Genomic DNA, 12,836 nt, shown 5'->3' with positions numbered 1-12,836 from the left:
ATTCTAAATCCTTATCCAAAAAATCCGCCCTCTAAAAACACGAGTATCATTCAGAAGAATTTTTCAGTATCCACCTTCACTATATAGCACCTTTTTTGAAAGCGCAAACATTTATTTTTCTGTATATCCTTTTTATTAAAGTTTATAGAAAATCATTCTTCTACTTTCCTTATTTCCACTCGTTTAATTTGATGCATATCCTTTTCAAGGACTTTAAAATAAAAACCGTGTTTCTCAATAACATCTCCTTCAGCAACGATTTGTTTTTGTACCATAATCCAGCCACCAATTGTATCTACATCATCAGCAATTAAATGTATGCCAAGCAAATCATTTACTTCACTAATAAGCACTTTTCCCTCTACGATTTTATATCCTTCACTTACATGCTCTATAGGTGGATTCTCATCTTCATCGTATTCATCTCGAATTTCTCCAACAATTTCTTCTAAAATATCTTCTAGTGTAACAATCCCTGCTGTACCACCATATTCATCATATAATACAGCTAATGGAATGTGTTTTCTTTGCATTTGTAACAGTAAATCATGAATTGGAATATTTTCTAGCACTTCAATAACTGGCCTTGTATATGGCATAATTGAGCACTCCTCGTCCCGATTACCATCCATATAACGAATAAATAAATCTTTTACATTTACCATCCCAATAATTTCATCTTTATCTTCACCAAATACAGGATATCTCGTGTACTTTTCTTGTGCGATGACTTTAATATGTGTTTCAAATGGTTCGTCCTCATATAAGCCTACAACTTCCGTACGAGGTACCATAATTTCTTTTGCTACTCTATTATCAAATTCAAAAATATTATTTACATATTTAAATTCCCTTTGGTTAATCTCTCCGCTCTCATAGCTCTCAGATAAGATTAACCTTAATTCTTCTTCTGAATGAGCTACTTCATGTTCAGAAGCTGGATGTAATCCGAATAAACCAGTTACAACCCTCGCTGAACCATTTAAAGCCCAAATAAACGGGTACATAACTCGGTAAAAATAAATAAGTGGTTTCGATAACAATAAGCTAACTTGTTCTGCTTTTTGTATAGCAAATGTCTTTGGAGCAAGTTCCCCAATGACAACATGTAAAAATGTAATTACTGCAAAGGCAATAATAAATGAAACTGTACTGGAAATTGCAGGTGAGAATTGTAATTTTAAAAACAACGGCTCGAGTAAATGTTTAATAGTTGGTTCCCCTAACCACCCGAGCCCTAAAGCAGTAATTGTAATACCTAGCTGACAGGCCGATAAATACTCGTCTAAATTTGAAGTTACCTTTTTAGCTGCCAGTGCACCTCGTCTTTTTTCACTAACGAGTTGATCAATACGACTGCTACGTACCTTAATAATTGCAAATTCAACAGCCACAAAAAATGCTGTTAACCCAATAAGAATGACTACCATCAATAATTTTAAAATATCCACATATGCTCTTTAGCTCTCTTAGCTAAAGTTACACCTCCTTTTAAAAAGAAGTTTCACTTTAGTTTCTTCAATTATTGGAAAGCAACTCTATATAAAATCCACCAATTTTCAAACCTCATACAATTCTAAAGGTAAACCATCAGGGTCTTGGAAAAAGACGAATTTCTTCCCCGTTATTTCATCAATACGGATTGGTTCTGTCTTAACACCACATTGGTTTAAATGCTTCACAGCTTCTTCTATATTTGTAACAGCAAATGCTAAATGTCTAAGACCGGCTGCTTCTGGAAAACTTTTGCGCTCAGGCGGATTTGGAAATGAAAATAATTCGATTTGATACTCTTCTCCTACACATAAATCTAATTTATAAGAATCTCGTTCCTTTCTATATACTTCATTTATCTCTTTAAACCCTAATATTCTAGTATAAAAATTCTTTGACCTCTCATAATTCGAACAAATAATTGCAACGTGATGCACTCTACATATATTCATACTCTCTCTATTCCTTTCTTTACCAAAGATGCATATTCTCCCTTGAAATGAAAAACATATATAGCAGAATATCTCTTTTAGGGGGCTTATCATGAAATTCATTACTTTTTTCGTCGGACTAATTGTTGTTTTCTTACTCGCTTATATTGCTAGCAACAATAAGAAACATATTAAGTTTAAACCAATTTTCATCATGCTTATTATACAGTTAATTTTAACCTACCTATTATTAAATACAGAAATCGGTCTCATACTTATTCGTGTCATTTCCAGTCTGTTTACAAAGCTACTCGAGTATGCTGCTGATGGAATAAATTTCGTATTTGGTGGTATTGCAAATAAAGGTGAAATGCCATTTTTCCTTACTGTATTATTACCAATCGTCTTTATTTCTGTTTTAATTGGTATATTACAACATTTCAAAATACTACCATTTTTTATTCATTGGATCGGGTACTTTCTTAGTAAAATAAATGGTCTTGGGAAATTAGAATCTTACAATGCTATTGCCTCTGCCATTGTCGGTCAATCAGAAGTTTTTATTACAGTGAAAAAGCAATTAGCTCAAATTCCAAAACACCGTCTCTATACACTTTGTGCCTCTGCTATGTCAACCGTATCTATGTCTATCGTAGGTGCCTATATGACAATGATTGAACCTAAATATGTAGTAACTGCACTCGTTCTCAATTTATTTAGCGGTTTTATTATCGTACTCATCATTAACCCTTACGACGTTAAAGATGACGAAGATATTTTAGAAATCAAAGGTGAAAAACAAAGCTTTTTTGAAATGCTTGGAGAATACATTCTTGATGGTTTTCGTGTAGCCATTGTTGTCGGCGCTATGCTCATCGGATTTGTCGCATTAATTAGTTGTATTAATGACCTGTTCCTCATTATATTCGGTATTACGTTCCAACAATTAATCGGCTATGTATTTGCGCCTATCGCATTCCTTATCGGTGTACCAAGTTCTGAAATTGTCGCAGCTGGCAGCATTATGGCAACGAAGCTTGTAACGAATGAATTTGTCGCAATGATGGACCTTAGTAAAATTTCTAATAGCCTTTCTCCCCGTACAGTTGGGATTATTTCTGTTTTCCTTGTGTCTTTTGCCAATTTTTCTTCCATTGGTATTATTTCAGGTGCGGTAAAAGGACTAAACGAAGAACAAGGAAACGTTGTTGCGAGGTTTGGCCTTAAATTACTATATGGAGCTACTCTCGTTAGCATTTTATCCGCAATTATCGTAAGCATTATGTTGTAATTAGGTAAAATTTTATCATTTTCTTATCCCTATCTTTTGTATACAATAACGAATAGATGTCTTATAAAGTGAAACTTTACTCAGAGGGGCTATCCCCTTCTGAGTATTAGCCTTCACCAATCGGGCTTTTACGGGCAGTTAACTCCCACCTAACTTCCTTGCGTTCGCTGGACTTTGAGGTGGGAGTTTTACTGCCCGTTAATGCGGGATAAATAATCAAGACATCTATTTTTTATACATGTACAATCGCTTTTATTTAGCGTAAAATATTTTTTATGTGTTTGAATACACTTCTAAATGTATATACTTCGATAGTTTTAAAGGAGAAAAAATGATGAAATCCGACCCGAACAACAATACGCGAGCCAGAAAAGGACGCTCAAAGAAAAAACGCCTACTTTGGTTCCTTCTTATTCCATTACTAATTGTAGCACTTGGAGCAGGAAGCTACTCCTTCCATATATACAGTAAAGCAAAGTCCGTCTTAAATAATGCTTATGCTGAACTAGGTCGAGGAGATAAGTCCAGTAAACGTGAAAAAGCTGTTAAACCTATGACCGACAACATTTCTGTACTAATTATGGGTGTTGATGAAAGTGATATTAGGGAAAAAGGTTATGGAAAAGCAACTCGAACAGATGCGTTATTACTTGCAACAATTAATAAAAACGATAAATCCGTTAAACTTGTAAGCATTCCACGTGACTCACGCGTCTACATTAAATCACGTGATAAATACGATAAAATCACACATGCGCACGTATTCGGTGGTGTAGACAGCACAATTGATACGGTAGAGAACTTTTTAGATGTTCCAGTTGACTACTATGTAAAATTCAACTTTAAATCATTTATTAAAATTGTTGATTCCCTTGGTGGTATTACTGTAGACGTTCCAGTTGAGTTCACAGAGCAAAATAGTAAAGATGAAGCAGATGCAATTCATCTAAAAAAAGGACGTCAACATTTAAATGGAGAAGAGGCACTGGCACTGGCTAGAACTCGTCATATCGATAGTGATTATATGCGTGGTCAACGCCAACAGCTTGTATTAGAGGCCATTGCTGAAAAGGCACTATCTCTTAATTCCATTAATAAAATCGGAGGCCTACTAGACGCTGTCGATAAAGACTTAAAAACCAATTTAACTTTTGATGATATGATGACAATTACAAAAAATTCAATGGATTCAAATTTAAAGATGGAAAAAATGCAAGTAGAAGGTACAGATAAATATATAGGCGGTATTTATTATTACGTTCCAAATGAAAAAAGCGTCAATAATATTTCGACAAAACTACAAGAACATCTCGGTGTTACGAATAAAAATGAGCATAAAAAATTATAATAAAAAGGCTGCTAGATTTCTCTAGACAGCCTTTTTATTATATTTTTCAACATATTTTTCATACACATTGTGACAAGAAGTGACAATTATTACAGCGGTGTAACATTTTTTATGAAAACATTACACACACAGTGAAAATAATAGTATACTAGTACGTACATAATGTTATTTTCATCATTTTTATACAAAAAATGTAATACATATATTTATACATAAATTTCTGGGGGGAAATAAATGAAGCTAAGTAAAATACTGATCGGTTCTGCAATTGCTGGGGGCATATTACTTTGTGTAGGCGGTGTTGGGGGATATCAATATGTCTCCAAATTAAATAATCAATTAGATACTACTGCATTACCGAATACTACATTTGAAGGTATTTCTCTCGATGGAAAAAATAAGAAAGATATTCAAGCAATTATTAATCAAAAGGTAACTGAATTAGATCAAAAATCCCTTACCTACATATTCCAAAACGATAAACAAACTTACACATGGAAATATTTAGGGATAAATTATAAAGAGAAAGATATTATTGACAAAATCTTTAAAGAACAAGAAGGAAACGTAATGAATCGTTACAAAATGCGTAAGCAAGCTGAAAACGGTGAATTAAAACGTGACTATAAATTAACACCACAATTAAATGCAACAGCTTATGAAACCTTTATAAAAGATAAATATAATGAAACATTAAAAAATCCTATTAATGCAGAATTCAGTATTGAAGGCTCAACAGTAAATGTTAGTCAAAGCCAAAACGGAGAAAAAATTGATAAAGGGAAACTAAACGGTTTAACAAACGAAGCTATTACTACCGGTAAATCAGATGTCACATTGCCAGTCACATTCATAAAACCAGAACGCTCTACAGAAGACATACAGAAAATGGGGATTAAAGAAGTCATCGCTGAATATTCTACTCCAATGGCCGGCCGTAACGGAAATCAATCATTTAACGTAAATAAGTCAGCCAATACTTTAAGTGGGGTTATTGTCGCACCTGATGAAACGTTTAGTTTTAACGGCCGCGTTGGCGTAACTGATGCTGCACATGGTTACAAATCTGCAGCAGTATATTCACAAGGTAAAGTAATACAAAGTGCAGGCGGAGGAGTTTGCCAAGTCAGTAGTACATTATACAGCGCAGCTTTAAGGGCAGATTTAGGCATTGTTTCTCGAAGCAATCATTCTATGCCGGTAAATTATTTACCACTTGGGCAAGATGCAGCAGTAGCAGATTATGGTCCAGATTTAAAATTTAAAAATAATACGGGCAATCATATTTATATTCAAGCATTTTCAAATGGAGGTAGTATTACTACACGCATTTTCGGTACAAATACTGGTAAAAATGTTGAAGTTTCTTCTCAAGTAATTAGTAGGACTAGTGATAAAATCACAGCGGTTACGTATAAAAAAGTAACACAAAACGGGGAAGTAATATCAAATGGACAAATTTCAAAAAGCGTATATAAAAGCGCTCCAAAAGAATAGCTAATATCCACCGAATAGCATAAAGAAAAAGGCGTGATTATATCACGCCTTTTTCTTTTGCAGTAATAGTAAAAAAGTTTCAAGATGGTCTTTCGTTTCTTCTAAAGACCACATACGATTGCCTTGCTTCGCAGCTAATACACACGCCTCTTCCCACGCGTTCTTTTTCTTCATATTTATTAATTCATCACGTAATTTCAAAACAATTTCTTCGTCTTCTTGTTCAATAAACTCTTCCATCACGCTTACTATTTCATCCTCATGAATACTTAACGTACAGTACGATTTAAGAAAGTATTGTAATGTCGTATACATAATGTACTCCCCCTTCTTATTTATCAGATGGATAAGAAGTAATAATCTTAAACCCTAATTCTCCTGACTTATCTCTTGCTAAAACAGTAACAGTTTTTACCAACTTGTCTTTTACACTCATATTTTTCTTTATTACCGTTTTTCCAACCGGGAATGAATGTGTTGTATTTAATACGAGACGAGCCTCTTTAGAATTTTTTAACCAGTCTTGAATTTCCTTATCATGCTGCTTCAAACTATCTTTTACAGCTTTCGTTGCTGTTTCCTTGTCATAGTATGTACTTGCTGCTGATACTTTATCTGTCTTCAAGCGATTCTTCAAATCTTCTTCTGATTTGCCTACATGTCTTTCAATCGTATGACCATTTTTAGGTGGCCCTTCCATTTCATCTAAAATATTATCACTAATTTTTTCTACTGATGTCGATTGATTCCCTGTTTGTTTCTCTGTTTTTTGTTCTTTTCCTGCACATCCACTTAAGATCAGCATTAGTGCCAATAAACCACTCAAGAAAAGACTACTTATTCGTTTCATCATATCACCTCTTTCATGATTATTATCGCAACTTCACTAAAAGTCAATTTCACAACGAAAAAATCTATCAGTTTTCATTTTTTTCATCTATTTTTCCATATTTACCCGCGCAATTTCATCAACCCTCTATTTTTCGACTTTTTATAATATATACCCCCTATATTTTATGATTATTTCCCAGATGAAAACACTGATAACATAACTATAAAACTCTTTTATACAAAGGTTTTTATAGTGTTTTTTAAATTCTTTTAAAATACCCCCATTTTTATATACCTAATACCCATATAAGGTATAAAGACCCCTTCTTATCAACGTTTTTCTACATTATGTAAATTTACCCTTGCCTATACAAACGAAATATGGTGTAATGCAAAAAAAGATAAAGGATTTTAAACAATGGCTGAAACGATTCAAAATTTCTTAACAGAATACTATTCAATCGCAATTCCACTTAGTATCTTAATTAACATCATCATTAGTCTTTTAGGTGTTATTCCTAGCATCTTTTTAACCGCCATTAATATACAGCTCTTCGGTGTAACAAATGGCACAATCATTTCGATCGCAGGTGAGGCCTTAGGGGCTATTATCTCGTTTTATATTTATCGCATAGGCCTTCAAAAGTTCACTCACGATAAAGTAAATAAGTACCCAAAGGTAGAGCGTCTTCTTTATGTAGAAGGTATAGAGGCCTTTCTACTCGTTCTATCGTTTCGATTGATACCTTTCATCCCATCAAGTATCGTGACTTTATTTGCAGCTCTAGGGAAAATGTCATTACTCTCCTTCAGTATTGCCAGTACAATAGGTAAAATACCGGCCTTATTGATTGAAGTATATTCGGCATATCATGTTATGAACGGAACAAATGAAGCGAAGTGGATTGTAACAATCGCAGGCGCTATTGGATTGTTTTATTTGTGGAAAAAATGGAGAAAAAAATAAAGAAGGAGCCTATGCTCCTTCTTTATTTTTGAAGTATTTTATTAATATCTGTCCCTTAAATCCTTAATTTACACCAACAGCACTAAATGATTGCTTCACTGCATTTACTTCTGCAGAGCTAGCACCATATAAATCCGCAGCAGCTTGTACTGCACCAGCACGAGCTTGACTAAATGTAGTAGATTGCGTGAAATACTGTGTATTTGCACGGTAGTAAATCGCACCTAATTTATCTTTACCAATACCAGTTACAGTTACACCAGAATGCGTACCACCATTTGCTAATAAATAAGCTTGTTTGTTAATAATACCACTGTTTGTATGAACGCCACCGTTATCACTTGAACCTGTGTAACGCTTAGAATAGTGGTCTGGGTCACCATATTTCGCTGGATCACTCATAGAGCGAAGCGCGTCTCCTGCTTTACCAGGCGTGTAAATATCTTCACCAATCTCCCAATCTGGGTTACGGTTATCATAGAATTCTACTAAAGTACCAAAGATATCAGAAATCGCTTCATTTAACGCCCCTGATTCATTTTGATAAATTAAGTCCGAGCTATTTTCCGTAACAGCATGCGTTAATTCGTGACCAATTACGTCAATTCCACCAGATAATGAAGTGAATGTTACACCATCACCATCCCCGTATACCATTTGTGAACCGTTCCAGAATGCATTATTATACTTACTTCCGTAATGAACTGTTGATTTTAATGGTGCTCCTGCATCATTAATAGAGTTTCTGTTAAATGTAGCTTTATAATAATCATATGTTCTACCTGCATAGTAATGAGCATCTACTGCCGCTGCATCATACGCTGCATTGAAAACATTATCTGCATCTGCCCATAATGTTCCTGGTAATGTTGAGCGGTTTTTCGCATCGTATGTGAAAATCGTTGCTCCGCGCGTATTATCTTGTAAGTAGTAAGATGAACCAGATAATGTTGTATTAAGTGATTTCGTATCTCCTAATACACCTTTACCAGTTCCTACTTTATTTGTTCCTGTTACAGGTTTTACTACTGCTTTCGCATCCTGTTTAGGAGCCTCTTGCTTAACTGGTGACTTATCTTCATTTGCTACATGATCCAATTTATTATATTTATTTAATACTTTACCGCTGTCTGCTTCAATGAAATAGTAGTAGTTTCCTGGACTAGGATCTAAGAAGTTTAGATTTACAACGTATGCATATGTTGTTTCTTCACCATTTTGATATACATATAAGTCCGCTTTTGGTTCTACCTCATATTTCGGTGTTACCCCTAAGTCTTGCTGCGCGATTTCAATCGCTTTTGCGCCTTCAATCTTATTTTTATTTTTCAACTTTTCCTTCTTGTCTAAATCAGGTGCAACTGTTCCAGACAATACTTTTAAAGAACCGTCTTTACTTACGTGAGCTACTTGAGTAGAACCCCATACAGGTACTCCTTCGTAAACTTGTTGCATACGTACTACTGTTGAATCAGTTACAGCATCTTTCTTCACTTGTTTCACTTTGAAAGAATCTTGCGCACTCTTTTCCCCTAGCTTGTAATCACCTTTTGCTGCGTTTAAGTAATCAAACACAACAGATTCTGCTTTCTTACCAGTCGCTCCAGTTAAATCACCAGAAATAAACTCAGGTGACTGTACTGTCTCATTGTACTTCTTCGTAGAGAGTACATTTTTAGAATCCGCAAATGCAGAGCCTGTCCCTCCAAACGTTGTAACTGCCATTCCTGTCGCTAACACTAACGCTAAACTTTTCTTTTTCATGAACCTTCCCCCTAATAAAAATTTTTTTGAAAAAGAGTAGTTTCATATTAGCATTATGTTTCCACTATTAATATACTAAAAATTCAAATAATTATTTTCTCAAGTTTTGTAGAATTTTGAGGAACAAATATTGAAAAACCCCTTTCCGGTTGGAAAGGGGGATTATTATGAATTAACTTGTTCAACAGTTTTAGCTTGTTGACCAACAATATCAGGTTTACTGCTATACTGATGTATTCCTCCAGCAACTGTAAGAGTCACTATAAATGCTAATACTCCAAATACCATCTTTTTCATTTTTATTCCTCCTTATTATCATTCATCAAATCAATAACTAACCTATAATATCGATTACTTTCTTCAAATCTGGATAAATTTGAAAAATGTTCTGCTAGTTCAACGTATACTTTCTTTAATTCTATTTTATTTCCTGCAGATTTATACAACGGGATAGCCTCATTTTCCAAAAATAATTTATAATCTTTTGCTTCTTCAAAATATTTATATCTAAGCATTAAAAGCAAGTATAATTTTGCATTAAATCTCTCTTCTTGTTTTGCTGCATCAATTCCCTTATCAATTAATGCCCTTGCCTCATCCAACTCTTCTAATTTAATGCATACTAATGCCATTTCATATATTGTATCTAAATAGTTTAAATCTATTTGTTTTTGAAGTTGTAGACTATCTAAATAATATTTTTTCGCTTGCTGATATTTTCCTTTTTTATAATAGATACTTCCCATATTACTTAAAGTAATAGCTAATAGTACATCCTTATCAGCAAAAGATGTGGCCTCTCTCAATATACTTTCATACATTTTTAAAGCTTCTTCATACTGACCTTTTTCTGTATAACTTACCGCAATAAGGATTTGGCAATTAATTATGTTTCTAAACTTATATTCACTACGAAATCCTTCTAATGCCATATTTACAAAATGAATCGCAAGATGATGAATATCTAAATGAGTATATGCAAGCGCTATATTATAATACAAGCCTGTTTCATGATACCCTTGTTCCTTGGCCATTACTTCTGTTTTTAATAAGTAATCTAGCCCATCCTTCCATCTATACTGTAAACAGCACAATAACCCTCTACTATACATATATAATAACTTCTGAAATGGAGAATATTTTTTATATACCTTCTTCAACTTATCTAATTCTTCTTCGAGTGCAGGAAAATCCCTTTTCATAATTAAATAACGTGTATACAGCAGTTTATAATAATTTATAATTTCAAAATCCAACACATGCTTCATTTCACCTTGCAACTCTTCATATATACGTTCTACTTGTTGCTTGTCCAAATGAACTAGTGCATTCAACCATTCATCCAGCTTCCCCTTCACATCTTCTTCTACATCTCTCAAATCCGTCACGGCAATTTCCAGTCTTGTGCAGAGCAATTGTAGAATTTCTTCTGATGCTTCGATCTTTCCATTTTCAATCTTACTTAAGTATGAGACAGAACAAATGCCCTGACATAATTCTTCTTGTGTCATTTTTTGCTGAAGCCGTTTGTAAAAGACTTGTTTGCCTATTTTTTCTAATGTTTGTTGCATTGTCCTCCTCCATTCTCATTACCCCATTACTCTAATAATACATAAAATTTGGAGAAATATAAATTGATAAATATAAATTTTCTAAAAAATATGCATAATTTCATTTTTTTCTCTCTTGACTTCACTTCAATATCTCTTCTTTGCTACGAATGGTGAAAAATTGGTATACTATAACCAAATTATGGAGGTGTTCTCGCGATGACTCATTATAAAGACGATAGTTATGCCTTACATACAGACCTATATCAAATCAACATGGCTTATACATATTGGAAAGATGGTATTCATAATCGCCGTTCCGTGTTTGATTTATACTTTCGAAAGCTTCCATTTGAGAACGGCTACGCTGTTTTTGCTGGCCTTGAGAAAATTGTAGAGTACATAGAAAATTTCAGCTTTACTGAAAGCGATATCGCTTATTTAGCAGAATTACAATTTGAAGAAGAATTCCTTCATTATTTACAAAATATGAAATTCACTGGGACGATTCGTAGTATGCAAGAAGGTGAAGTTGTATTTAATAACGAGCCTTTATTACGCGTTGATGCACCACTGGGTGAAGCACAAATTATTGAAACCGCTCTCTTAAATATTGTGAATTACCAAACATTAATTGCAACAAAAGCAGCCCGTATGAAACATGCTGCAAATAATGATGAGCTTTTAGAGTTCGGCACAAGACGTGCCCACGAGTTCGACGCTGCCCTTTGGGGGACGCGTGCTGCCTTTATTGGTGGTTTCTCCTCTACAAGCAATGTTCGTGCTGGGAAACGCTTTGGGATCCCTGTAGCTGGCACACACGCTCACTCTTTCGTTCAAGCATATCGCGATGAATACGTCGCGTTTAAGAAATACGCTGAAACTCATAAGAAGTGCGTCTTTCTCGTTGATACATATGACACATTGAAATCTGGTGTTCCAAATGCAATTCGTGTTGCAAAAGAATTTGGGGATCGTATTGATTTCTATGGTATACGTCTTGATAGTGGTGATATGGCTTATTTATCGAAAAAGGCACGAAAACTACTAGATGAATCAGGGTTTACAAATACAAAAATTATCGCTTCTAGCGATTTAGATGAATACACAATTATGCACCTTAAATCTCAAGGGGCAAAAATTGACGTATGGGGTGTTGGGACAAAATTAATTACGTCCTTTGAGCAACCTGCATTAGGGGCTGTTTACAAACTAGTTGCGATTGAAGATACTGACGGAAAATTAAATGATACGATTAAAATTTCATCTAATCCTGAAAAAATTACCACTCCAGGACTGAAACGAATTTATCGTATTATCAATCGGGTTAACGATCATGCAGAAGGCGATTATATTGCGTTAGATTCTGAAGAACCTGGAAAAGAAGAGCGCTTAAAAATGTTCCATCCAGTTCACACATATATAAGTAAATTCGTAACAAACTTTGAAGCCCGTGAACTCCATAAAGACATTTTCGTTAACGGTGAAAGAACATATGAACTACCAAGTATATTAGATATTCAACAATATAATGAACAGAGTCTCGCTCTATTTTGGGAAGAATACATGCGAACTTTAAATCCCGAAGAGTATCCTGTCGATTTAAGCCAAGAATGTTGGGATCATAAAATGAATTACATTCAAACTGTTCGAGAACAAGTTG

At 34.3% G+C, this 12,836-nt stretch carries 12 protein-coding genes; 5 read left to right on the top strand and 7 right to left on the bottom strand.

Going from position 1 to position 12,836, the window contains the following annotated elements; genetic code table 11:
* Positions 1-152: 152 nt before the first annotated feature.
* Positions 153-1,451 carry a hemolysin family protein gene (locus MR167_RS19500; protein ID WP_000353320.1) on the bottom strand — a complete coding sequence of 433 codons (1,299 nt, stop codon included), beginning with the start codon at positions 1,449-1,451 and terminating at the stop codon, positions 153-155.
* A gap of 108 nt (positions 1,452-1,559) precedes the next feature.
* A complete protein-coding gene (gene gloA2, locus MR167_RS19495; RefSeq protein WP_001017673.1) occupies positions 1,560-1,946 on the bottom strand; it encodes an SMU1112c/YaeR family gloxylase I-like metalloprotein in 387 nt (128 codons plus the stop codon).
* A gap of 91 nt (positions 1,947-2,037) precedes the next feature.
* On the opposite strand from gloA2, the gene MR167_RS19490 reads away from it, so the two are divergent.
* The 3 genes from MR167_RS19490 (at position 2,038) to MR167_RS19480 (ending at position 6,061) form a co-directional block, all read left to right on the top strand.
* Positions 2,038-3,216 (top strand): NupC/NupG family nucleoside CNT transporter, encoded by a 1,179-nt coding sequence (locus tag MR167_RS19490; RefSeq protein WP_000668872.1) that lies wholly within the window; start codon positions 2,038-2,040, stop codon positions 3,214-3,216.
* A 331-nt stretch (positions 3,217-3,547) separates the two neighbouring features.
* Positions 3,548-4,564, top strand: a complete 1,017-nt coding sequence (locus tag MR167_RS19485; protein WP_242315279.1) for an LCP family protein — start codon at positions 3,548-3,550, stop codon at positions 4,562-4,564.
* 234 nt (positions 4,565-4,798) lie between these two features.
* A complete protein-coding gene (locus MR167_RS19480) occupies positions 4,799-6,061 on the top strand; it encodes a VanW family protein (RefSeq protein WP_242315278.1) in 1,263 nt (420 codons plus the stop codon).
* Positions 6,062-6,103: 42 nt separating this feature from the next.
* On the opposite strand, the gene MR167_RS19475 is transcribed toward MR167_RS19480, so the two are convergent.
* Positions 6,104-6,376: a hypothetical protein gene (locus MR167_RS19475; protein WP_000288803.1), complete on the bottom strand. Its 273-nt coding sequence runs from the start codon at positions 6,374-6,376 to the stop codon at positions 6,104-6,106.
* Positions 6,377-6,392: 16 nt separating this feature from the next.
* Positions 6,393-6,911, bottom strand: a complete 519-nt coding sequence (locus tag MR167_RS19470) for an RNase A-like domain-containing lipoprotein (protein ID WP_000822706.1) — start codon at positions 6,909-6,911, stop codon at positions 6,393-6,395.
* 399 nt (positions 6,912-7,310) lie between these two features.
* Between MR167_RS19470 and MR167_RS19465 the strand changes: the two genes are divergently transcribed.
* The gene (locus MR167_RS19465) at positions 7,311-7,859 is read left to right on the top strand and encodes a TVP38/TMEM64 family protein (RefSeq protein ID WP_000852229.1); all 549 of its coding nucleotides are present in this window, start codon (positions 7,311-7,313) and stop codon (positions 7,857-7,859) included.
* Between the two features lie 63 nt (positions 7,860-7,922).
* On the opposite strand, the gene MR167_RS19460 is transcribed toward MR167_RS19465, so the two are convergent.
* The 3 genes from MR167_RS19460 to MR167_RS19450 all read right to left on the bottom strand — a co-directional run bounded on the left by MR167_RS19460 (position 7,923) and on the right by MR167_RS19450 (position 11,194).
* On the bottom strand, positions 7,923-9,623 hold the full coding sequence (locus MR167_RS19460) for a M4 family metallopeptidase (protein ID WP_000730377.1): 1,701 nt from the start codon (positions 9,621-9,623) through the stop codon (positions 7,923-7,925).
* A 165-nt stretch (positions 9,624-9,788) separates the two neighbouring features.
* Positions 9,789-9,920, bottom strand: a complete 132-nt coding sequence (gene nprX / locus MR167_RS19455; RefSeq protein ID WP_000738912.1) for a quorum-signaling peptide NprX — start codon at positions 9,918-9,920, stop codon at positions 9,789-9,791.
* 2 nt (positions 9,921-9,922) lie between these two features.
* Positions 9,923-11,194, bottom strand: a complete 1,272-nt coding sequence (locus tag MR167_RS19450; RefSeq protein ID WP_001187958.1) for a tetratricopeptide repeat protein — start codon at positions 11,192-11,194, stop codon at positions 9,923-9,925.
* Positions 11,195-11,392: 198 nt separating this feature from the next.
* On the opposite strand from MR167_RS19450, the gene MR167_RS19445 reads away from it, so the two are divergent.
* Positions 11,393-12,836: nicotinate phosphoribosyltransferase (locus MR167_RS19445; RefSeq protein ID WP_242315276.1), on the top strand; the 1,444-nt coding region annotated here is incomplete at its 3' end.

The organism is Bacillus cereus group sp. BfR-BA-01355 (assembly GCF_022663675.1).
GTDB lineage: Bacteria > Bacillota > Bacilli > Bacillales > Bacillaceae_G > Bacillus_A > Bacillus_A thuringiensis_S.
This window is presented reverse-complemented; position numbering and strand designations above follow the sequence as displayed.